Origin of the sequence: Myroides oncorhynchi (genome assembly GCF_020905415.1) — a bacterium.
In the GTDB taxonomy this organism is placed as follows: Bacteria; Bacteroidota; Bacteroidia; order Flavobacteriales; family Flavobacteriaceae; genus Flavobacterium; species Flavobacterium oncorhynchi_A.
The window spans coordinates 3,738,421-3,763,388 of the sequence record NZ_JAJJMP010000001.1; the positions used below are offsets into that span (position 1 = coordinate 3,738,421).

16 protein-coding genes are annotated in these 24,968 nt (G+C 34.7%); 8 read left to right on the forward strand and 8 right to left on the reverse strand.

What is annotated here, in order from left to right; translation table 11 throughout:
• The first annotated feature begins 251 nt into the window (after positions 1 to 251).
• From LNQ81_RS16285 to LNQ81_RS16315, 7 genes are all read left to right on the forward strand, one after another.
• Positions 252 to 767: a c-type cytochrome gene (locus tag LNQ81_RS16285; protein WP_229948570.1), complete on the forward strand. Its 516-nt coding sequence runs from the start codon at positions 252 to 254 to the stop codon at positions 765 to 767.
• A gap of 26 nt (positions 768 to 793) precedes the next feature.
• Positions 794 to 2,752, forward strand: a complete 1,959-nt coding sequence (gene nosZ / locus LNQ81_RS16290) for a Sec-dependent nitrous-oxide reductase (protein ID WP_229948573.1) — start codon at positions 794 to 796, stop codon at positions 2,750 to 2,752.
• 85 nt (positions 2,753 to 2,837) lie between these two features.
• Complete coding sequence (locus LNQ81_RS16295) at positions 2,838 to 3,446, forward strand: hypothetical protein (RefSeq protein WP_229948574.1); 609 nt, start codon at positions 2,838 to 2,840, stop codon at positions 3,444 to 3,446.
• A 1-nt stretch (position 3,447) separates the two neighbouring features.
• A complete protein-coding gene (locus LNQ81_RS16300) occupies positions 3,448 to 3,885 on the forward strand; it encodes a nitrous oxide reductase accessory protein NosL (protein ID WP_229948576.1) in 438 nt (145 codons plus the stop codon).
• A 27-nt stretch (positions 3,886 to 3,912) separates the two neighbouring features.
• Entirely contained in the window at positions 3,913 to 5,166 is a 1,254-nt protein-coding gene (locus tag LNQ81_RS16305; RefSeq protein ID WP_229948578.1) for a nitrous oxide reductase family maturation protein NosD, read from the forward strand.
• On the forward strand, positions 5,150 to 5,857 hold the full coding sequence (locus tag LNQ81_RS16310; RefSeq protein ID WP_229948580.1) for an ABC transporter ATP-binding protein: 708 nt from the start codon (positions 5,150 to 5,152) through the stop codon (positions 5,855 to 5,857). The genes LNQ81_RS16305 and LNQ81_RS16310 overlap by 17 nt, the downstream gene beginning before the upstream one ends.
• On the forward strand, positions 5,850 to 6,632 hold the full coding sequence (locus LNQ81_RS16315) for an ABC transporter permease (RefSeq protein WP_229948582.1): 783 nt from the start codon (positions 5,850 to 5,852) through the stop codon (positions 6,630 to 6,632). The genes LNQ81_RS16310 and LNQ81_RS16315 overlap by 8 nt, the downstream gene beginning before the upstream one ends.
• A 40-nt stretch (positions 6,633 to 6,672) precedes the next feature.
• On the opposite strand, the gene LNQ81_RS16320 is transcribed toward LNQ81_RS16315, so the two are convergent.
• Positions 6,673 to 7,266 (reverse strand): Crp/Fnr family transcriptional regulator, encoded by a 594-nt coding sequence (locus LNQ81_RS16320; RefSeq protein WP_229948584.1) that lies wholly within the window; start codon positions 7,264 to 7,266, stop codon positions 6,673 to 6,675.
• 169 nt (positions 7,267 to 7,435) lie between these two features.
• On the opposite strand from LNQ81_RS16320, the gene LNQ81_RS16325 reads away from it, so the two are divergent.
• On the forward strand, positions 7,436 to 8,869 hold the full coding sequence (locus LNQ81_RS16325) for an IS4 family transposase (protein ID WP_229948586.1): 1,434 nt from the start codon (positions 7,436 to 7,438) through the stop codon (positions 8,867 to 8,869).
• Positions 8,870 to 9,098: 229 nt separating this feature from the next.
• Here LNQ81_RS16325 and LNQ81_RS16330 read toward each other — a convergent pair whose 3' ends face one another.
• From LNQ81_RS16330 to LNQ81_RS16360, 7 genes are all read right to left on the reverse strand, one after another.
• Positions 9,099 to 11,057: an OmpA family protein gene (locus tag LNQ81_RS16330; protein WP_229948588.1), complete on the reverse strand. Its 1,959-nt coding sequence runs from the start codon at positions 11,055 to 11,057 to the stop codon at positions 9,099 to 9,101.
• A gap of 23 nt (positions 11,058 to 11,080) precedes the next feature.
• Positions 11,081 to 12,025, reverse strand: a complete 945-nt coding sequence (locus tag LNQ81_RS16335; RefSeq protein WP_229948590.1) for a PorP/SprF family type IX secretion system membrane protein — start codon at positions 12,023 to 12,025, stop codon at positions 11,081 to 11,083.
• Between the two features lie 6 nt (positions 12,026 to 12,031).
• Complete coding sequence (locus LNQ81_RS16340) at positions 12,032 to 13,336, reverse strand: gliding motility-associated C-terminal domain-containing protein (RefSeq protein ID WP_229948592.1); 1,305 nt, start codon at positions 13,334 to 13,336, stop codon at positions 12,032 to 12,034.
• Between the two features lie 5 nt (positions 13,337 to 13,341).
• Entirely contained in the window at positions 13,342 to 15,405 is a 2,064-nt protein-coding gene (locus LNQ81_RS16345; protein WP_229948593.1) for a hypothetical protein, read from the reverse strand.
• A 99-nt stretch (positions 15,406 to 15,504) separates the two neighbouring features.
• The gene (locus tag LNQ81_RS16350; RefSeq protein WP_229948596.1) at positions 15,505 to 22,179 is read right to left on the reverse strand and encodes a collagen-like protein; all 6,675 of its coding nucleotides are present in this window, start codon (positions 22,177 to 22,179) and stop codon (positions 15,505 to 15,507) included.
• Between the two features lie 621 nt (positions 22,180 to 22,800).
• A complete protein-coding gene (locus tag LNQ81_RS16355) occupies positions 22,801 to 23,490 on the reverse strand; it encodes a transposase (protein ID WP_229949313.1) in 690 nt (229 codons plus the stop codon).
• Between the two features lie 248 nt (positions 23,491 to 23,738).
• Positions 23,739 to 24,746 carry an AraC family transcriptional regulator gene (locus LNQ81_RS16360; RefSeq protein WP_229948597.1) on the reverse strand — a complete coding sequence of 336 codons (1,008 nt, stop codon included), beginning with the start codon at positions 24,744 to 24,746 and terminating at the stop codon, positions 23,739 to 23,741.
• Between the last annotated feature and the right edge of the window lie 222 nt (positions 24,747 to 24,968).

The following is a 24,968-nucleotide window of genomic DNA, read 5'->3' on the forward strand; positions in this document are numbered from 1 at the left end:
GCGATTTAAAATAACTTACTAATACCAAAATATAGATAAAAAATCAAAAATTTCCATAGTTGTAAATAAGCTTGTTTTTTAAATTAACTTTATATAAGTAATCAAAATAAAAAATACAACACATTAAAAATCAACATATTATTATAAAGGATATTTTTATCCTTTTATTTCACCATTTGTGATTCAAGTCATAAAAAGTGGCTAATTATTGGCAGTAATTTAGCAGAAAATAAACTTAATAATACTATAACATGAGAACAAGTACTCTACCCCTATTAATTTTTAGCTCATTACTAATTGCGAGTTGTAATACAAAAGCAGACAAAACAACATCTGATCCAGAAATTACAACCAACGAGAGAAATGTAGAGACAACTACAAATGAGACTAAAACAACTTCTACAGATAACACCGCACCTGCATCAGAGCGTATTGACTTAGAAAATAAAGGTTTTGGTCCAATAAAAGAATTAAAACTTGGTGATATAGATAAAGCGTTAGCTGATAAAGGGCAAGATATCTATAAAAATATGTGTACTGCTTGCCACAAGCCAGACAAAAAATTCATAGGACCCGCTCCTAAAGGTATCTTAGATAGACGTTCTCCTGAATGGGTTATGAATATGATTCTAAGCCCTGAGGTCATGATTGAAAAAGATCCATTAGCTAAAGACTTACTTAAAGAGTTTAATGGAGCTCCTATGGCTAATCAAAATCTAACTGAACAAGACGCTCGAGCAGTACTTGAATACTTCAGAACGCTATAGAACATCAAAGCATAAAAAGTAATAATATGAAAAAAAACATTAACCTAGTATTAGCAGGTTGTGTTGCATCATTATTCCTTATGGGATGTAATAATTCCAAGCAAGGTAATAAAGGAGCAATAGCAACAAATGCTGCAGAAAAAGTCTATGTAGCACCTGGAGAATATGACGAATATTACGGATTTTTCTCAGGTGGATTCAGTGGACAATTATCTGTTTATGGATTGCCATCAGGAAGGCTTTTTAAAGTAATTCCTGTATTCTCTCAAGATCCAGAAAAAGGATATGGTTATAGTGAAGAAACTAAGCCAATGTTAATGACTTCTCATGGTTTTGTACCTTGGGATGACTCTCACCACCCTGATATTTCTCAAACTAATGGAGAACTAGATGGTCGATGGATATTTATTAATGGAAACAATACTCCACGTATCGCTAGAATTGATTTAGAAGATTTTAGTACTGCAGAGATTATTGAAATACCTAATAGTGCAGGGAATCACAGTTCTTCTTTTGTAACTGAAAATACAGAATACGTAGTGGCTGGTACTAGATTTTCTGTTCCTATTCCACAGCGCGACATGCCGATTAAAGATTATAAAGGAAACTTTAAAGGCTCACTTTCTTTTATTAAAGTAGATCAAAAAACAGGAGATATGGATTTGTCTTTCCAAATTCACATGCCTGGTTTTAACTATGACTTATCTCACCCTGGTAGAGGTAAATCACATGGTTGGTTCTTCTTTACAACGTATAATACAGAAGAAGCACACAGTTTATTAGAAGTTAATGCTTCTCAAAATGACAAAGACTTTATCGCTGCTGTTAACTGGAAAAAAGCAGAGGAATATATCAAAGCAGGAAAAGGTAAAAAAATGTCTACTAAATATGCTCATAACAAGTTTAACAATGAAACACATACTGCTACAAGTACAATGAAAGACGAAGTACTTGTTCTTGATGCTAGTGAGCTTCCTGGGTTAGTTTATTTATTGCCTACTCCTAAATCACCTCACGGTTGTGATGTTGACCCTTCTGGGGAATACATTATTGGTAATGGTAAATTATCTGCCAACCTTACAGTGCACTCATTTACTAAAATGCTAGATGCTATCGAGAAGAAAAAATTTGATGGTGAGGCCTATGGTCTTCCTATCTTAAAATTTGATGATGTATTAGCAGGTGTAGTGGAGCAACCTGGTTTAGGACCTTTACATACAGAGTTTGATGGTAAAGGGTATGCCTATACTACATTCTTTATATCTTCTGAAGTAGTAAAATGGAAATTAGGTACTTGGGAGATCATAGATAGAAAACCTACTTATTACTCTGTAGGTCACCTAATGATTCCTGGTGGTAACTCTAGAAAACCTGATGGTAAATATATGGTAGCGATGAATAAGATCACTAAAGACAGATACCTTCCTGTAGGACCCGATCTTAACCACTCTGCTCAACTCTATGATATCACTGGAGATAAAATGGAACTTATTCTAGACTTCCCTACTATTGGTGAGCCGCACTATGCTGCTGCTATTAAAGCTGATAAGATAAAAAGTAAATCAAGACAGATATATAAGCTAGACGAAAATAAACACCCTGCTGTTGCCAAATCTCCAAATGATACTAAAGTAATTAGAAAAGGAAATGAAGTACACATATATATGACCATGATACGCAGTCACTTTACTCCTGATAATATAGAAGGGGTAAAAGTAGGTGACAAAGTATTCTTTCATATTACAAACTTAGAACAAGACTTTGATGTACCTCATGGATTTGCTATGATTGGGGCTAATACTTCAGAATTATTAGTGACTCCAGGTAAGACAGAAACTATAGTTTGGGAACCAAAACAAGTTGGTGTGTGGCCATTTTACTGTACTGACTTCTGTTCTGCATTACACCAAGAGATGCAGGGATATGTTAGAGTATCTCCAGCAGACTCTAAGATAGAACTTTCTTGGTCATTAGATGACGAATAAGTATTGCTAAATACATAATTGTTAGTTTACATTTTAGTTCATTAAAGGGCAAAGCACTGTCTTTGCCCTTTTTAAAAATAATATCATGAAAAAAGCATCCATATTAATGATGATAGGCTCTTGTCTACTTTTATCATTATTCTATTTCCCTTTGTGGAATATAGAATTAGGAGCCCCTCAATATCCAGTGCCACTAGGTATGGATATCTATATAAATGGAATTAAAGGAGTACAAGAATTTGACCTTCAGAACATAGATGGTCTTAACCATTACATAGGAATGAAGACCATCCCTAAACCAGAACAAATGTGGGAATTCTCTGTTTTCCCGATTGTAATAGCTTCAATGTCAATATTGGGTATTGCTATTGGGGTAGCAGGATTCTTTAATAAGGCAAAACCTGGTTTTTTTTTAGGATGGTTAATACTTATGGGGCTACTAGGTATCGCAGGTATGTATGATTTTAATCTATGGTTAGTGGAATATGGTAGTGATCTAGATCCTCACGCTATTATGAAGATGGTTGATGCTGCGGGTAATCCCCTTACTTATGAACCTCCCCTATTTGGTCATCGTAAGATTCTAAACTTTGACGCTTATTCTTACCCTCATATCGGAGCATATCTAATGGCTTTAGGAATGTTACTAACCTTTGTCGCTTACTTTGTAGGGATCCAATCTAAAAAGAATTAATATGAAATCACTTTACTTACTTGGCATAATATTCCTACTCACTTCGTGTACTGTAAAAGTAACTCCTATCGAGTATGGTACTGATAGTTGTGACTTCTGTACAATGGGGATAGTAGACAACAAACATGCCTCTCAGATAGTTACCTCAAAGGGTAAGAACTACAAATTCGATGCTATCGAATGTATGATTTCTTATGTTGCAGAAAACGAAAAAGAGCAAGGTTCTTATTCACATATTCTAGTATCAGATATCTTAAACCCAGGGGAATTAATTCCTGCTAAAGATGCTGCTTTTATAATCTCTAAGAATATACCTAGCCCAATGGGCGCTTTTTTATCTGCTACTAAGTCAACAAATGATGCAGATAGACTAATCAAAGAAAACACTGGTAATCTATACACTTATGATCAAGTAGTAAAGCAAATCAAGAAGCACTAAAACAATATTATAACACCCACTATTGACATGCAAACAGTAACTAAAAATCTCTTGTTTTTATTTTTACTTATCCAAAGTTTTTGTGGGATCGCTAAGACTATCACTGTTGGTCAAAACTCATCTATTACATCTATTAAAAAGGCAATCGAACTAGCGCAGGATAACGATATAATCGAGGTAGAAAAAGGTACTTATAAAGAAACAGATATATTTATAAATAAGCCACTAACATTAATAGGAAAGAATGCTACAATAGACGGTGATAACAAAGGAGAAATCTTTATCATAAAAGCAGATGATGTAACTATACAAGACTTTAAGATCATTAATGTTGGTACTAGTTATATTAAAGATTATGCTGCGATTAGAGTTCGTGAGAGCAAAAATTTCACAATCAAGAATAATGTTATCGCCGATCTATTTTTTGGAATTTACTTAGAAAAATCAAAAAACGGAAAAGTACTTAATAACAAAATATACGGTAAAGCTAAAAATGAGTTTAACTCAGGAAACGGTATCCAGCTCTGGTACTGTAATAATATACAGATTAAAAATAACTATGTGGAGAAAGTTAGAGATGGTATCTATTTGGAGTTTTCTAACTATTGTACCATAGACAATAACATAAGCAGAGACAATGTTCGATATGGCCTTCACTTTATGTTTTCTAACAATGATGTGGTTACTAATAGTTCTTATATCAGCAATGGCGCTGGTGTCGCTATTATGTTCTCTAAATTTATGACAATGACTAAGAACACTTTTAGTCATAACTGGGGATCGGCAGCCTATGGAGTCCTGCTTAAAGAAGTGAATGACACCAGTATTACCTATAACACATTTAAAGCCAATACAACCGCTATCAACATTGAAGGATCTAATAGAGTTGAGTATTTACACAATGATTTTATTAGCAATGGCTGGGCGATTAACTCTAGAGGAGCAAACTATCAAAACACAATTAAGAATAACAACTTCTTAAACAACTCTTTTGACTTGTTATATCAAGGTCAGCTTAATCAAAATAGCTTTGATAATAATTATTGGAGCAATTACGCTGGATATGACCTTGATAAAGATGGCATCGGAGATGTTCCACACAGACCTATCAAACTATTCTCATATGTTGTGAATAAGACACCTGAATCTATCATATTCTTACGAAGCTTATTTGTTGATATTATCGACTTTTCAGAAAAAGTATCGCCTGTATTTACTCCAGATAATTTACTTGATTCTAAACCATTTATAAAGCAAATTAAACATGATAACAATAAGTGATTTACATAAAAAATTTGGAGAGATCCAAGTACTCAAAGGAATTGATTTATCTATTGAAACAGGTGTGATTGCTATTCTTGGTCCTAATGGTAGCGGAAAGACTACGCTTAACAAGTGTATTCTAGGCATGGTATTTCCTGATAAAGGAACTATAACAGTCAATCAACAACCTATCTCAAAACAGTGGGAGTATAGAAAAGACATAGATTACCTACCCCAAATAGCTAATTTCCCAAATAATATAACAGTTCTTGAATTAATTAAAATGATTAAAGACCTTAGAGGAGAAAGTAAGAAAGACCAAAGCTACTTGATTGATCTTTTTAAACTTAGTCCTTTTTTAGATAAAAAGCTCAACAATCTCTCAGGAGGAACAAAACAAAAAGTAAACCTGCTGTTGACCTTCTTATTTGATAATCCTATCCTAATACTTGATGAGCCCACTACAGGGCTAGACCCTGCTGCATTAATCACTTTAAAGGAATTAATTCTAAAAGAAAAACAAAAGGGAAAAATCATATTAGTCACCTCTCATATTATGAGTTTTGTGGAAGAAATCTCTGATCAGATTATCTTTATATTAGAAGGAAAAATCTATTTTAAAGGAACTATTCAGGAATTAAAAGATACTACAGGACAAAACAACTTTGAACATGCTATTGCTAATATTTTAACTGATAATCATGCTTAAGATCCTAAAATATAGTTTTTACGACCTAATAAGAAGTAGATGGAGTTACATTTACTTACTTTTCTATTTAGCTCTTGGCTTTGTACTATTATTTTTAAACAACGACATAGGCAAAGCTATTATAACACTGATGAATATTATCATTGTATTGGTGCCTCTGATTAGTACTATTTTTGGCATTATGTACTACTATGATTCTAAAGAATTCACAGAGCTCTTATTGGCCTTGCCCATCAAGAGATCTTCTATCTTTTTAGGACAGTATCTAGGAGTTGCTTTATCCTTATCTATGAGTTTATTAATCGGATTAGGCATTCCTTTTATATGCTATGGACTATTTGCTTCAGACATCATATTTGACTTTCTATTACTACTTGTGACAGGGACCTTCCTAACCTTTATATTCAGCGCCTTAGCTTATAATATAGGCCTTAAAAACGAGAATAAGATTAAAGGATTTGGATTTGCTATCCTTTTATGGTTATTCTTAGCAGTAGTATATGATGGCATTTTCTTGAGTATCTTAATGATTTTCGGAGATTATCCTTTAGAGAATATCTCTCTAATAGGTACGGTTCTAAACCCAATCGACCTTTCACGTATATTAATTATATTAAAACTAGATGTATCTGCTTTATTAGGATACACAGGTGCTGTATTTAAAAAATTCTTTGGTGGTAATATAGGAAGCTTTATTTCTTTTGCTATTTTATTACTTTGGACTTGTATTCCCATCTTAGCTATTTATTTAACAGCTAAAAAGAAGAACTTTTAAACACAGAAAGAATCAACAAGATACAATGTCTTGTTGATTCTTATATATATAATTTACCTCTTTCTATTCGGAGTTGTTTTCTACACTCTATTTCTTTAATTGTTCTTATAACTGTTTCTACTCTAAGACCTGTTAAATCAGCTATCTGTTGCCTAGTTAGATCGATAAGAAACTCTTTCCCCTTGTCTACCTCACTTTGATCTTTAAGATAATGAAGCAGTGTTAATATCCTTTTATAAGAATCATTAGAGGATATATCAGGAGCCATAATAGATTTATAATACAACCTAGAAGACAAGGCTTTAAAAACACCAAAACACGATGTTTTCTCTTGTTCTAAGAGTAAAAAGAAGTCTTCTTTTTTAATAAGAACTATCTTAGACTTAACTAAAGCAATAGCATTTGCAGGATAACCAATCTCCATAAACAAAGGTGGTTCACCGAAGCTCTCCCCATCGGCAAACATTCCCTGAATAAACTCTTTGCCCTCCTCATTGTAATTATTCATCTTTACTTTACCCTGAATAATTTGATAGTAATATCTAGGTTCTTCCCCTTGCTCTACAATCATCTGATCCTTATCAAACTCCTTAACAACACCTTTATAACTCAATAGTACATCGACATCAATCATAGTTTTATATCTTTCTTTTACTCAGCTGTAATTTACAATATTATTTAATAACTCAAGTTTCGCACCCCTATTTCACAGGGTTTAAAAGGATAAAAAAATAGCATGCAAACCAAGGGGGGTTCCCTTGGTTTTATTGTATCTTTAAGTTACCACACACAAAGTACAAAACATGCTACAACACGAAGATATTACTAAAGTTGAAGAATTAAAAGGAAAGTTTAAAAAGGTTTGGATGAGTTCTGAATATCTACAGGCGCATCTAAATATTTTAGGATTCAATAAAATTAAAAACCAATTTAACTGGTGCAAGAAAGCGGGTTATTCTTTTGAACAATTAATCGGTTCACTCTTAGTCTTTTCTATTATTGGTATTCAAAGCATTAATGAACTTGTCAGTAGCAAAAACTCAGGTATAAGTTTATGTGGTAAAGATTCTTACTATCGACTTTTAGCAAATCAAAACATCAATTGGAGATCATTTCTATTTCAGTTTGTAAAACAATATTTACAAAAGCAGGAGCTTTTTACTTCAACAGAAAATGCAACGAAGTGTTTAATTTTTGATGATACAGACCTTCATAAAACAGGAGAAACTATCGAAGGTATCTCAAAAATATACAATCATGTTTCAAAGACATACTATCTAGGATTCAAATTACTAGTAGCAGGATATTGGAATGGGAGTATTTTTATTCCAATTGATTTTAGTTTACATCGTGAGAATAAAAAATCAAAACAAAAATATGGTTTAACAATAAAGCAACGTATAGAGCAAAAAAAGACCACTAGATGCCCTAAAACGGTTGCTGCAAAAAGATATACAGAACTAAACAAAAAGAAGACGGATGTACTAATACAAATGTTTTCAAGGATTATAAAGCGTAAAATAGCAATAGATTATGTTTTAATGGATACTTGGTTTACTAGTATTAGTTTACTTAAAAAAATACGTAGTCTTGGCAAGACAATTCATATTATTGGAATGTATAAATACAATAGTAAAATTGAAGTTGAATCCAAAGTTAAGACCATTTCACAACTTAAGAAACAGCAACTTAAGCCTAAAAGATGTCGTAAACTTAATTACTATTATTATCACTACATATCTGAAATCGATGGACTTAAAGTTGCTGTTTTTATTTCAAAACGTGGTCAGAATGGTAAATGGCATACTTTAATAGCTACAGACACCGCATTAACTTTTATCAAAGCAATTGAAATTTATAGTATTAGGTGGTCAATTGAAGTTTTTTTTAAAGAAGCGAAGCAACTCTTTAAACTTGGAAAATGTCAGTCAACGAACTTCGATGTTCACATTGCACAAATAACAATTACAATGACTCAGTATTTACTTGCTAGTATTCGATACCGTATGGAAGCTTATGAAACCTTAGGCGGGTTGTTTAAAGATTTGAAACAAGACTATATTGAACACAAATTAAATATAAGGATATTAGCTGTTGTAAGTCTAATTTTGGAATTTATTGAAAAATTCATTGACAACATTGATATTGTAGAGTTTACAGCTAAAGTAATATCAAGTATAGAAGATTTTGAACTCTTACTAAATACTGTTAACTTTAAACATCAACCACTTACATAATTTTTTTGAGGTGCGAAACTTGAGTTAATAATTAAAATAACTATTAGCTGTTAATTATTACCATATTACTTGATATCACTAATAAAATAAACAAAAAAAGAAAGCCCCTGCTATAGGGGCTATCATTGGCTAATACTGTTGTTTTAGATCAACAGTGGGATCGGTCGAAAAAAAAATTGATTTGTTGTTTTGTTCAAAACAGGTATTAAAATAGTTACAATAGACTTTATTATAGTTCTAAAACAATAAACTCACTTCGTCTATTTAACTGATGTTGTTCAATTGTACATGGTACTGAGTTGCTACACTTGTTTAAAAGCCTAGTCTCTCCATAACCATCACCTGTTAATCTGTTTCTGTGAATTCCTTGAGTAACCATCCACTCTATTGTGGATTTAGCTCTGCGATCTGAAAGCTTAAGGTTGTACGCATCATTTCCTCTACTATCTGTATGTGAACGCACATCTATCTTCATTGTTGGGTATTCTTTTAATACCTCTACTACTTTGATTAACTCTGCCGCTGCATCAGGTCGTATATTAGACTTGTCAAAATCAAAGTAAATAGGATTAAGTTTTAACTTCTTAAACAAATCATCATCCTTCTGGATAGGTTCTAATGTTTTCTCAAGCCCTATATCAACTCGTTTTATTCCTTGTTGACGTTCTACCACAAATACCACTTCTACAGTATTATAATCTTGTTTCTCTGCCTTGATGCGGTATTTCCCTCCACAGTCTAAGTACTCTGATAAGTAGTATCCTTTTGCATCAGTCATAATCGTGTCCGATTTTTGATATAATGCGTCAGATATTACCACCCTTGTATTAGCAAGTGGCTCTTTTGTATTCTTATCATACACTATACCTTCAAGAGCTTGTTTACACGGTTTTTCTTTAAAGAAATAGATATCATCTCCTCCACTTGCCCCTGGTCTATTTGAACTCACAAATCCCTTATGAGATTTACTATCTATATAAACACTAAAATCATCAAATGGACTATTAATAGGGGTTCCCATATTGGCTACTTGTCCTATAGATCCATCTACATTAATTTTAGCCACAAACATATCTAATCCTCCAAGTCCTGGATGTCCATCTGAGGCGAAGAACAAGAAGTTATCCGCTGAGATAAATGGAAATGTTTCACGTCCTGATGTATTAACTTTACTTCCAATATTCTCAACACTTCCGTACTCTCCCGTTGGATAAAGAGCTACTCTAAAGATATCTGACTGTCCAAGTGTTCCTTTTCTATCTGAAGAAAAATAAAGCCACTTACCGTCAGGTGTCAAACTAGGATGGGCTGTATTAAAATAATCCGAGTTAAACGGAAGTTCTAACACTTGTCCCCACAAGCCATCCTGGTTCTTAGTGGCCTTATATATTTTTAATAAAGATGATTTGTCTTTATTGTTTCTTCTTTTCCCTTTTTCACTTGAATTATTACGTGTAAAATACATCGTATTGCCATCCTTAGTAAATACGGCTGTTGCATCATTAACTTTAGAGCTTATCTCTTTAGCAAGTTGTACTGGTTCTGAGAAGGTCCCATCGGTATTTATATCCGAACTATAAAGAGCAGTAAAGCTCTCATTAGTCCACTCATGTACTGACTTATTTACATCTTGATTTCTTGCAGAAGTAAACACAAGTTTATTACCTAAAATAGTTGCTCCATAATCCGAAAACGTTGTGTTAATACCCAAAGGTTGTATATCATACAGATCCTTCTTATCTTCTATCTTTTGCAAGTAATCTTTGTCTTGTTCAAATAACTGAGCACGAGAATCTGTACTTTCTAATCTAGAGAACTCCTGCATCATCTGATCTGACTTATCGTAGTTCTCTAGAGATTTTAGCGTCTGAGCGTAGCGATAGTAGTACTCTGATGAGATAGCCTCTTTACCTTTATCGCCGTACTCACCCTCAAACAACTGTTCATACCACTTATTTGCCTCTGGTAACTTTCCATTAAAGTAATACGCATCTGCTAATTTCTTTAGCATATCTGCGTTTGTGTACCCTTTGTTAGCGATGCGCTCATAAATCTTGATTGCATCGACATACGCCTGGGTTTGATATTCTTTATCCGCTTTTTTCTCTGCTATCCTCTGTGCCTGAGTATTCACTCCCGCTAAAAGTAACATACCAAATAAGCTTATTTTCAATAGCTCTTTTCTCATAATTGTGTCTTTTTCCTCTTCTTCTAGAAGAATCGAGGCGCATTAATCGTACTACGGCGGTTAAATAACTCAAATCTCATAAAGATCTCATGTGATCCTGAGTTGTAATTGTGCAATTTAGTAGTATCAAAATCGTAAGCATATCCAATAAACATATTGTCGTTTATTTGGAAGCCTGCCAGTACACTGACTGCTGCATCCCAACGATAAGCTGCCCCTAATGTAAATTTATCATACAACAATACATTAGCTGTCAAGTCCACTTGTAAGGGTGCTCCACTTACTGCTTTTACTAATGCTGCTGGTTTAAACAATACATTCTCACTAACATCAAATACATATCCTCCCATTAGGTAGAAGTGTGCTTTTTGACGCATCACTGTTAGATCTGTATTGCGCTCGTTATCATCGTATCTATTCTGTGTTAAGAAGTTAGGTACTGATAACCCCACATACGCTTTGTCTGAATATAAGTAAACTCCTGCTCCGATATTTGGACTAAACTTATTGTTGATATTCTCCTGTGAGTGTGGATCGGATGGATTGTGGATGTTTAATTTTGTATAATCCACGTTCAGTAAATTAGCTGTCCCTTTTAATCCAAAAGCTAATTTATAATCTGCGTTCAAATCAATTGCATACGATAAATCTACTGAGATATTATTCTCATCCATCGCTCCTAAACGATCATTGGTAAAGTTTACACCTAACCCTAGTCCGCTCTCACCTAATGGTGTAGATACAGATACATTCGCTGTCTTAGGGGCTCCATCTAATCCTACCCACTGTGTGCGGTACATCCCAAATACGTTTAACGTTCCTCTGCTTCCTGCATAAGCTGGGTTAACCATATTGGTGTTATACATATACTGGGTGTATTGCGGGTCTTGTTGCGCTTGCATTTGTGAGAAGCAGCCTAAGGCGATTAGGCTGATTCCGATTTTCTTGATATTTTGTTGAATATTCATATATTCTTACTTATTGCTTTCTAATTGTAGGTAACCTGATTTTTTAATCATGCGTGAACCTTTGGCATCTTTATACTCGTAGTTCACAATGTAATAGTACGTTCCACTTGGTAGTTTTTCGTTCTTATTAATTGTCACACGACCATCCGAATACCCTCTAAATACATTTCCTGCACTGTCATAATTACTTGTATTATAAACCTTAACTCCCCAGCGGTTATAAACTTCCACTGTGTTATTTGGAAACTTAGTAATATTGTCAATGATAAAGTAATCATTCTTACCATCTCCATCAGGGGTTACAAGGTTGTAAATAACAATGTCTCCATCTAGGATTAGATCTGTGTTAACTGTCGCTAACGTAAAAAACCCATAACCTCTTACACTAGTAGGAGTTGTAATCTCTTTTTTATCTAAATCGACTACTCCACCTTCATCTACCCATAACTGCTGTTTGGCATCCCAACGTACAATGTGCAACTCTTTCTCTGGATTAGCTAAAAGCTCTTTAGGAGTAGTACGCTCATCCCAACTTAACGTTAGCATAATATCTCCTTGACTATTGTCATTACCTTTATCAATGGTCCAATACTCACGAGTATCCAGTAGATTAATCACACCTGACTTAGTAGCACGTGCCTTAAAGAAGTTCTTATCATCTAGGTTATACTTCCCTTGATAAGCATCTTTTACATTCTCAGGGGCAGTGATTCTAGCATAGCGATAAAGTCCTTTATCTCCCTTAGGATATTGAAACTCTTCTTTTCCGATCTTCTCTACATATCCTTCTGCGTGACTTCTATCTGTTGGCTTTAATGCTTTAGCTCCTTGGTGAAAAGTCAAAGTTCCATAAGGTAGATTAGTAGCTTTATTAATAACTGAATCTACTTTAATAATTCCGTTCTGGAAGTCTACACTTCCATGTATGTTTACTTCATTCTTTAGATCAAATGCAACTTTAGCCTCAGTGTTATCAAGTACTACATTATAGAAATCAGATGGTTTATTTCCTGATATAGTTTGCTTGCCTTTCAGATCTTCATACTTAGTGAATACTGCTTTTGATTTAATAGCATTGTCTTTATGATAATAGAGATTATCATTATTAAAATTATTATAATAATAAACAGAACCGTTATTCTCCACTATACCAGAATCTGTATTTGAAAAATCATAAATAGTTGACAACAATCCACCTTCAGCTACAGATAACTTCCCCTTGTTTACCAAGACTTGATCTTGTTTTGTCTGTTGTGCCATAATCGGCACAACAAACAAAACGGCTCCTAAACAAATAATGTTCTTTTTCATAGTAATTATCTTCTTTTAGTTTTAGTAGGAACCATAGGATTAGTAATAATCTTAGGGGCTTTACAATTATCTTGATCTGTAATCACTTCTACAATAGATGAAGACTCACAATCTCCTGTTTTAATAGTCCATTTAAACTTATAAATTCCTGTTGCATCCATCCCCGCTACTACCGCTCTAGGACTAGTATCATCACTAAAAGTTGGATTCATATTAGCAGGTGCAGATTCTACAGTCCACTTTCCTTGACCTGCACCTGGATCATTTCCTACAAGTACTGTACGTGCTCTACAGAATACATCATTCTGGTTACTACCTGCATTTGATCCAATTTGTGCAGATACAGTAACTTTAAAAGTAGTTTCTCTAGACGTTCCTGAACAGGCATATTCTTCTGCTAAAAGCCAATCTACAGATTCAATATATCCTTCTGCTTTAACCTTAAAAACATATTCTCCTGGCATATTTAGATTATGTATAACTGTCTGAGTACTCCTTAATGTTCTTGTAGTATTATAAGGATCATAGCTAGGTATATTCGATTCTTCTGGTTTAGATACTAATGAAATTTCATATTTCCCTGAATACCCTAACATATAAGTAGGATCAACAACTTCTTGAAAAGCAGCAGGTAAAAAAACAGTTGCATCCACTACACCTGAACCAGGATAACAAACAACCACATCCTCTATACTAAGATTAGGTCTTTTTCCATCTGATACATGAATATAATAAGTAGTACCTTTTGGACAAGCTCCGTTTTTATTAGTTGATATTGAAATAGAATAAGTTCCTATTCTCCATCCATCTACAGGAGGAGTGACCTTGAAATATCTTTTTGCTAATCCACTTCCAAACGACTCAATAGTTGGTACTAAACCTCCTGGAACGTATTGATTAGAAACAGATGCTGTCGTATTTATAGTTGCTGGATCATCATTTGCAGCTATAGAATAATTTATATTAACAGGTGTTGAACTTCCTACCATATTACACAGAACTTCTCCTCCAGTTCCACCTCCTGCATAAACCATATATTGCTCAGGATAAACCGGATCAATAAAACTAATAGCGCCAGGTTCTACACCTGTTATATCAATCATATATTCAGGAGTAGTATAACTCCCTATTGAATTACTCAATGTAATTGTGTATCTATACAATCCAACTGCATTAGTTATAAAATGTACATTTCCTGTTTCAAATTCAGAAATAGAAAGATTTCCATCTACTGGTTGTTCTATAACATTTAAAGTAATTGTTGTACCTAAACCTGGATAACCTGTAGTTCCATCATAGAAAGAACCTATTTTTGGTGAATTATCTTGATACTGAACATACACATTATTCTTTTGTAAAGTAGTTGCACACTGACTAGTATTTTTAATACTAATCTCAGGATTAGGAATAAATCGTACTATAATTGATTTTTCATACCAACAGTTAGGATTAAACTTAGACGTAATTCTTAAATACAGAGTATATGCTGGATCAGCATCATGATTTGCTTTCTTAATTAAACTAAATGTTGGGTTTCCTATATTTGTAGCACTAAGTGTTGCATTATTTGAATTAAATCTATTAAATCTTACCTTTTCAAAAATATTCTCTGCTCTCCATACTCCTGTAAACCCCTCAGGTATCACCCCATTTAAATTTACTATTCCTGAAGTAGCATGTACATTTACAATATCACTTCCTGCGCTAAATGAAGATACATCTCCTGAAGAAGTAATCGTTACTTCCGATGTAGCAATTGTCTTTCCATCGTCACACTTTTTCGATAAACGAAACTTATAATTACCTGGAGTATTCATACCTGTAACTTTCGGAGTCAATGTAGTTCCATTAAAAATAACAGGATCAGTTGCACCTGCTGGCTTACTGACTATAGTCCAACTTAGATTAGTTGCGCCTCCTTCTGCTGCTCCAGATAACGTTTTTTCAGTACCACAAGTTGTCGCATTACCTCCAGCATTAACTGAACATTGCGCATAACCTATACCTGTACTTACTAATGCAAATACTAGATAGAATAGATACTTATTTATATTTTTTATATAATTCATATTCTTATAATTATTTTAAAAATAATTCTATATTATAACTCATTAGTAGTTATATCTAGACTTGCTCTTTACAAGCAAGCCTAGATAAACTTATCCAAATTAGTTATCGTTTCTAACAGAGAACACTATGTTCATAAATGTGCCTGTTGTGATATCAGCATTTCTCTGAAGTTCATAATTTAGAATCCCATTATTATCAACAGTCACTACTTTAAACACTGTAGTATCATACCAAGTAATAAAGTAATCCAACTCTGATGTTGGTAATACAGGTAGGCTAGATTTAGGATTAGGACTAGAAGTTACTGGAGTACCAAACTGACTCACATAACGACCGTATAAATCTATTTTACCTAATAATGTTGAATCATCAAAAGTATCCCCTGCTAAACTACCTGATCCAGCAGCATTCATTTGCTCTGAACTAGTTGGCACAATAATAGAAGGCATATAGAAGAATTTCGGCATAGCTGCTTTTAACGCTTTAATAACATCTCCATTATTATCCACAGCTAATAAATGTTGAGTCTGTTGATCCTGTACATTTTTCTTATCCAATCCTTTTAACGCTAAAGTATTTGTGCTAGAAGTAGTAATATCAGTCGCTTTAAGTAAACTTCCACCTAACTGGATATTATTAATTGTCTTAGTTAAACCATTATCAGCAGTTACAGCTAAAGCAGATTTATCTTCCCATTTAGGTTTCCCTGTAGCATCAGTTACTAATACTTGGTTATTACCTCCATTAGCCATATCAATAGGTTGAATAGTTCCATCTTTAATCTTACCAGATGTAATAGATTCATCTTTCACTCTTAGGCTTGTATCTACTAAAACAGCTTTCGTTCCACCACTCACAACTTCGATAGTAGGATTAGCATCTGCTGCAGTAAGATCCTTAGCATTTATAACATCCGTAACATCAACTTTTGGTGTACCTGCTACCCACTCTGTACCATTATATACTAATGCTTGTCCATTAACTGTTGGAACAGCCTGATTAACTGGTTTACCTTTTAATGTTGTTAACTTATTAGCATTTGCTGGACCTGTTACATCTCCTGTTAATATTAACTTAGAGACATCTGTATTTACAATATAAGGACTAGCTTCTGAACCTACGCCTGTAATAGTGATGGCAGTACCTTGAATGGTTTTACCACCAATACCATCTTTACCATTAGTTCCTGCTGTTCCTGCATCTCCTTTTAATGATTCAATAAATGCCTCTCCATCTTTTCCATCATTTCCAGGAAGACTTTGCCAAATTTCTAATGCCGATTTTCCATCTGCTCCGATTTCTCCTTTATCTCCCTTATCTCCTTTTAAAGATGCAATAAATGCCTCTCCATCTTTTCCGTCATTTCCAGGAAGACTTTGCCAGATCTCTAATGCCGACTTACCATCTGATCCTTTTGCTCCGATTAAACTAATTAACCACTCTGCTTCAGTTCCTACAAATCCGTTGTCTACTGCTTCTTGGTATGCTGATTTTCCATCTTTTCCATCTTTTCCTGTGATTGATGCGATGAAATCTGCCCCATCTTTTCCATCATTTCCAGGAAGGCTTTGCCAAATTTCTAATGCCGATTTTCCATCTGCTCCGATTTCTCCTTTATCTCCCTTATCTCCTTTTAAAGATGCAATAAATGCCTCTCCATCTTTTCCGTCATTTCCAGGAAGACTTTGCCAGATCTCTAATGCCGACTTACCATCTGATCCTTTTGCTCCGATTAAACTAATTAACCACTCTGCTTCAGTTCCTACAAATCCGTTGTCTACTGCTTCTTGGTATGCTGATTTTCCATCTTTTCCTGTGATTGATGCGATGAAATCTGCTCCATCTTTTCCATCATTTCCAGGAAGACTTTGCCAAATTTCTAATGCCGATTTTCCATCTGCTCCGATTTCTCCTTTATCTCCCTTATCTCCTTTTAAAGATGCAATAAATGCCTCTCCATCTTTTCCGTCATTTCCAGGAAGACTTTGCCAGATCTCTAATGCCGACTTACCATCTGATCCCTTTGCTCCGATTAAACTAATTAACCACTCTGCTTCAGTTCCTACAAATCCGTTGTCTACTGCTTCTTGGTATGCTGATTTTCCATCTTTTCCATCTTTTCCTGTGATTGATGCGATGAAATCTGCCCCATCTTTTCCATCATTTCCAGGAAGACTTTGCCAAATTTCTAATGCTGATTTTCCATCTGCTCCGATTTCTCCTTTATCTCCCTTATCTCCTTTTAAAGATGCAATAAATGCCTCTCCATCTTTTCCGTCATTTCCAGGAAGACTTTGCCAGATCTCTAATGCCGACTTACCATCTGATCCTTTTGCTCCGATTAAACTAATTAACCACTCTGCTTCAGTTCCTACAAATCCGTTGTCTACTGCTTCTTGGTATGCTGATTTTCCATCTTTTCCATCTTTTCCTGTGATTGATGCGATGAAATCTGCTCCATCTTTTCCATCATTTCCAGGAAGGCTCTGCCAAATTTCTAATGCCGATTTTCCATCTGCTCCGATTTCTCCTTTATCTCCCTTATCTCCTTTTAAAGATGCAATAAATGCCTCTCCATCTTTTCCGTCATTTCCAGGAAGACTTTGCCAGATCTCTAATGCCGACTTACCATCTGATCCTTTTGCTCCGATTAAACTAATTAACCACTCTGCTTCAGTTCCTACAAATCCGTTGTCTACTGCTTCTTGGTATGCTGATTTTCCATCTTTTCCATCTTTTCCTGTGATTGATGCGATGAAATCTGCTCCATCTTTTCCATCATTTCCAGGAAGGCTCTGCCAAATTTCTAATGCCGATTTTCCATCTGCTCCGATTTCTCCTTTATCTCCCTTATCTCCTTTTAAAGATGCAATAAATGCCTCTCCATCTTTTCCGTCATTTCCAGGAAGACTTTGCCAGATCTCTAATGCCGACTTACCATCTGATCCTTTTGCTCCGATTAAACTAATTAACCACTCTGCTTCAGTTCCTACAAATCCGTTGTCTACTGCTTCTTGGTATGCTGATTTTCCATCTTTTCCATCTTTTCCTGTGATTGATGCGATGAAATCTGCTCCATCTTTTCCATCATTTCCAGGAAGGCTCTGCCAAATTTCTAATGCCGATTTTCCATCTGCTCCGATTTCTCCTTTATCTCCCTTATCTCCTTTTAAAGATGCAATAAATGCCTCTCCATCTTTTCCGTCATTTCCAGGAAGACTTTGCCAGATCTCTAATGCCGACTTACCATCTGATCCTTTTGCTCCTTTATCTCCTTTTTTACCATTAATGTTTGTCCAAGTTCCATCAGGGTTAAGTATCCATGTACCATCATTGTTGTGGACGATAGTTACACCTTCACCTGGTGCTCCTGGATTACCTGTATCCCCTGGTGTTCCAGGCATTCCCTCTGCTCCTGGTGTTCCTGGAGCTCCTGTCATATCTTGACCTTTGAAACCATTATCTCCCTTGTCTCCCTTATCTCCTTTTTTACCATTAATGTTTGTCCAAGTTCCATCAGGGTTAAGTATCCATGTACCATCATTGTTGTGAACGATAGTTACACCTTCACCTGGCGCTCCTGGATTACCTGTATCCCCTGGTGTTCCAGGCATTCCCTCTGCTCCTGGTGTTCCTGGAGCTCCTGTCATATCTTGACCTTTGAAACCACTATCTCCCTTGTCTCCTTTAGGACCTAAGATGTTTGTCCACGTATTTGTCGTTGGGTCATATACCCATACTCCTGAATCATTGTGTACAATAGTCACGCCTTCTCCTGGTGCTCCTGGATTACCTGTATCTCCTGGTGTCCCTGGTGTTCCACTCTGACCTGGTAATGACTCTGATTTGAATCCCGTATCTCCCTTGTCTCCTTTAGGACCTAAGATGTTTGTCCACGTATTTGTCGTTGGGTCATAAACCCATACTCCTGAATCATTGCGTACAATAGTCACGCCTTCTCCTGGTGCTCCTGGATTACCTGTATCTCCTGGTGTCCCTGGTGTTCCACTCTGACCTGGTAATGACTCTGATTTGAATCCTGTATCTCCTTTGTCTCCCTTATCTCCTTTTTTACCATTAATGTTTGTCCAAGTTCCATCAGGGTTAAGTATCCATGTACCATCATTGTTGTGGACGATAGTTACACCTTCACCTGGTGCTCCTGGATTACCTGTATCCCCTGGTGTTCCAGGCATTCCCTCTGCTCCTGGTGTTCCTGGAGCTCCTGTCATATCTTGACCTTTGAAACCATTATCTCCCTTGTCTCCCTTAGGACCTAAGATGTTTGTCCACGTATTTGTCGTTGGGTCATATACCCATACTCCTGAATCATTGTGTACAATAGTCACGCCTTCTCCTGGTGCTCCTGGATTACCTGTATCTCCTGGTGTCCCTGGTGTTCCACTCTGACCTGGTAATGACTCTGATTTGAATCCTGTATCTCCCTTGTCTCCTTTAGGACCTAAGATGTTTGTCCACGTATTTGTCGTTGGGTCATAAACCCATACTCCTGAATCATTGTGTACAATAGTCACGCCTTCTCCTGGTGCTCCTGGATTACCTGTATCTCCTGGTGTCCCTGGTGTTCCACTCTGACCTGGTAATGACTCTGATTTGAATCCTGTATCTCCTTTGTCTCCCTTATCTCCTTTTTTACCATTAATGTTTGTCCAAGTTCCATCAGGGTTAAGTATCCATGTACCATCATTGTTGTGAACGATAGTTACACCTTCACCTGGCGCTCCTGGATTACCTGTATCCCCTGGTGTTCCAGGCATTCCCTCTGCTCCTGGTGTTCCTGGAGCTCCTGTCATATCTTGACCTTTGAAACCATTATCTCCCTTGTCTCCTTTAGGACCTAAGATGTTTGTCCACGTATTTGTCGTTGGGTCATATACCCATACTCCTGAATCATTGTGTACAATAGTCACGCCTTCTCCTGGTGCTCCTGGATTACCTGTATCTCCTGGTGTCCCTGGTGTTCCACTCTGACCTGGTAATGACTCTGATTTGAATCCTGTATCTCCCTTGTCTCCTTTAGGACCTAAGATGTTTGTCCACGTATTTGTCGTTGGGTCATAAACCCATACTCCTGAATCATTGTGTACAATAGTCACGCCTTCTCCTGGTGCTCCTGGATTACCTGTATCTCCTGGTGTCCCTGGTGTTCCACTCTGACCTGGTAATGACTCTGATTTGAATCCTGTATCTCCTTTGTCTCCCTTATCTCCTTTTTTACCATTAATGTTTGTCCAAGTTCCATCAGGGTTAAGTATCCATGTACCGTCATTGTTGTGGACGATAGTTACACCTTCACCTGGCGCTCCTGGATTACCTGTATCCCCTGGTGTTCCAGGCATTCCCTCTGCTCCTGGTGTTCCTGGAGCTCCTGTCATATCTTGACCTTTGAAACCATTATCTCCCTTGTCTCCCTTAGGACCTAAGATGTTTGTCCACGTATTTGTCGTTGGGTCATATACCCATACTCCTGAATCATTGTGTACAATAGTCACGCCTTCTCCTGGTGCTCCTGGATTACCTGTATCTCCTGGTGTCCCTGGTGTTCCACTCTGACCTGGTAATGACTCTGATTTGAATCCTGTATCTCCCTTGTCTCCTTTAGGACCTAAGATGTTTGTCCACGTATTTGTCGTTGGGTCATAAACCCATACTCCTGAATCATTGTGTACAATAGTCACGCCTTCTCCTGGCCCGCCAGCTTCTCCTGGTTTCCCTGGTTCACCTGTCTTACCTGGTTGTGACTCTGACTTGAAACCTGTGTCTCCTTTTTCTCCTTTGTCACCTTTTATAGCCGCTATAAAAGCTTCTCCATCCTTTCCATCATTACCAGGTAAACTTTGCCAAATTTCTAAAGCAGACTTCCCATCGGCCCCTTTATCTCCTTTAGGTCCCTTTGCTAAATCAATAGTGACAGCATCACCTTTTTCATTTGTATATGTAAATGTTCCATTTCCATTATCTACCAATGTAGTAACCGTTTCATTTCCTTTAACGATATCGTTAAAGGAAATATTCTTTACTTCTCCTTCTTTTGTTACATAAGTAAATGAATTCCCATCATAATAAACATTCCCACCTACATAGCTGTTGTTAATTACTTCATACAGTTCTTTCTTAACTATTTCATTGTTAACAATCTCCTTGAAGTTTTTAATTACGCTCTTAGGAAGTTTAATCCTATATCCTTTATTTAAAATAGGATTTCCATTTCTGTCAATTGCATCTTCATTATAGAAAATATAATCTCCAGAAGTTTCATCATACTCTATCTTAGTAACTTTCTCTTTTATTTCTACTTTTTCACCATTATCGCTTATGTAGTATAATTTATCACCTTCATAAACAACATTGCCTTTAGTTGTATTAATAATATTAGTAATCTCTTCAACAATATTCTTATTGTTGAAAATCTCTTGGTAATTATTAATTACAGCATCAGGAATATCTGCAACAGTAGTTAATCGATTCCACTTATCGATATACCAATAATAATATCCTGGTTTCAAATCATTCTTAACAGTAGCAGTATTGTACACAAGCATGCTATTAATTCCATTTTTAGGAAACTCGCTAATTGTAACAACATCTTTACTGTCCTTTAATGCAATGCGTGGAATCAATAACCCTCTATTGGTTGATTCAATAGTTAACTCTGCCGATTTGTTTGGAGTCAAAGTTCCAATCCCTACTTGTGCATTAGCAGCAAAACTACTTACTAATAAAGCAGCTACAGATAGTACTCTTTTTTTCATATATTTCTCTACAATTTATTTCAACCTAACAATACTTGATTTATATTACTACATCCTATTCCGTAAAAAGTACTAAAGAATAGAAATACAATTAACTCCTTGTTCAGAAATTATTGACAAGCAAATATATTTACACCAATTGTTAATAATTGTATCAAAAAGAGAATAAAATGATTAAATGAAACGTACTGATACATGGTTTAACGAATGAAACAAAAACACAATACACTACTAATCAACAAAGTAAATACAAAACTAATTTTGAAATATTATGTCAGTTATATTTAATTATTATTAACTCTTTTACTCTTAGTTTTGCATAAAAATGTCAATGTTTTGCTAACTTTACTAAAGTAGATTAGTACAAAAAGAAGGGGTAACAATAGGACAAGGATAATCAAGAACGTTGGCTTTTACTTGTAAAAAAAAACAGCTCTAGTATTTAATGATAATATCATATTCTCAAAATAAAAAACAAGAATAGTATACTATATATTTCTTTCTATTCTTTTAAGTACTACTCCTTACCAAGTCTAAATTTTAGTCATGAAAAAGCTAGAGATAGATTATACAAAAAAAACGGCTACCAATTAAAAATTGATAGCCGTTTATCACTTGAAGTCATCTTGACTTTTTAGTTTTCTTAAATTTCTTTAGTCCTATAACAATAAAAGCCAAGAAATTCCACGCCATCCAACTAGAAAGTGTGGTGTCAAATCTATTGAGTAAAGAACGAAAACTATCTACCCGAGCATTCGTTCTTACAATAAATATTTTTCTAAGTTTCTGTGAATCAAACCCAGCATCAGCATTAATAAACAATCCCGATAGAGGTATTTCTGCTTTAGTTAATTGATTGGTTATATCTTCAAAACAGATTTCTTTATCAAATAAATCATTGTGATTTCCAGCTATTGGTTCTAACATAACTAAAGGTATGCCTTGACGATTTGTAAAATATAAGGAGTTTGTCGTCTTATGTTTTTTCCTACCTTGATAAGCAACCTGTTCACCTCCTCTTAAAGCTGTGGTATGACTTCCATCTAAATCTCCACTTGATAAATCAATAAAAGACTTATTCTTTTTTAATAATTCACTCCAACAAGATTGCCATACACCAGCTTTGCACCAATTACAGAAATGACCAAATACTGTTTTATGACTTAATACTTGAGTACTAAATAAAGCTTGAGCTGGCAAATAACTCCACTGGATACCTGTTTTTAGTTTATATAATATTGCATTAACTATCTCATAAAGTAGAGCTTTTGATTTAAACCCTCTTTTTGGTAGGAGTAAGTGTGGTACTATATCTTATTCTATACTATCTTTGTGGAGTACTTGGTACATGGGGTTGTAGGTTTTGTTTGTTTAGCGACACAAATTTCTATAACCCTTCTTTATTTTCCAAAAGTCAAGACTACTTCACTTATGTAATTAAGATCTACTTTTAAAATAAGGATAAATTTCTCCTAAAAATAAACTTACAAAGTCACTTCATAATTAAACGATATGGAGATATGTAATTATTCTCAAGTATTAGCAGAAAAGAATATCATCTAAAAACCAACCATTCTATATTCATTAGGCGTTATTCCAACACAATCAACAAAATGCTTTTTAAAAGTATTTACAGATTTAAATCCACAACTATTTGCAACTACATCTAATGTCCAATTCTCCTTCCTTTCTAATAATCTAAGGGAATGATTAACCCTATATTTACCAACTAATTTATAAAATGTCGTATTTAAACAGTCATTAATTACTCTACTAACCGTACTTCTGTTATCCTCAATTATCAATTCGCATAATCTACTCAAAGAAAAATCATTTTCTAAATAAGATAAGTCTTGTTCAAAAAAATCAGCTATCTTTTTTACAATTAACACCTCCTCTTCTGTAAAGATTACTAATGGTTGACTTATAATTATTTGATCTTTTGCTTCTTCCACATCTAGATCTGTTTTACTTGATATTTTATAAGTGAATGACTTCTTTTTCAATATTAATTTATTAATTATTAAGCTTAACAAAGTAATACAAGAAATAAACAGGATAACAGCATCTATTCCTATATCTATATACTTTATATGTAAGGCTATAGACTCTCTGAATAACAGTCCTAATAGAGAATCTACATTAAAGAGTATAAAGTCAAATAACAAAAAGAAATTAATAAAATGAATATATCCTCGATGTATTTTATCTTCAATTGCAATTCTACTAATGCGAGTAAAATAAAACAAGAAATACATAATACTAAAAAAGTTAAACAATGAATCTTCTAACCAAATCTCTAAATGAAAAAATGTATGTACAATAATAACAGCTATTCCCAATATTAAAATACTGTATAGCTCTGACAATATCATTCTATTATTAACTGTAGGAGTAAGAGAAAGTAAGATAATACTACCCACCCATGGAAAAATATTAAACTCCGTACACTCTATTGTACTTGTATAGAATACTAAGCAGAAGGTAACAAAAACCAGTAATAATACATAAAGCATGTACTTTGATAAACATTTCTTAGCTATTTTATTAACAAACATAAGTCGCATTACATATATTTTTTTAATACAATAATTCACATTGAATCAACATCTGTACAACTTAAGACTTAAAATTATCAAAAAGTCACTTTGCGCGAATAGTTATTAAATGTAAATCAAAAAAAAGAACAAACAAAAAAGCTAATAAACAACACATAAATCTATTTTAAAAGAACAAACATAAAATATAATTCATTTAAAAATCATATATTTAAAATTATATATATATAT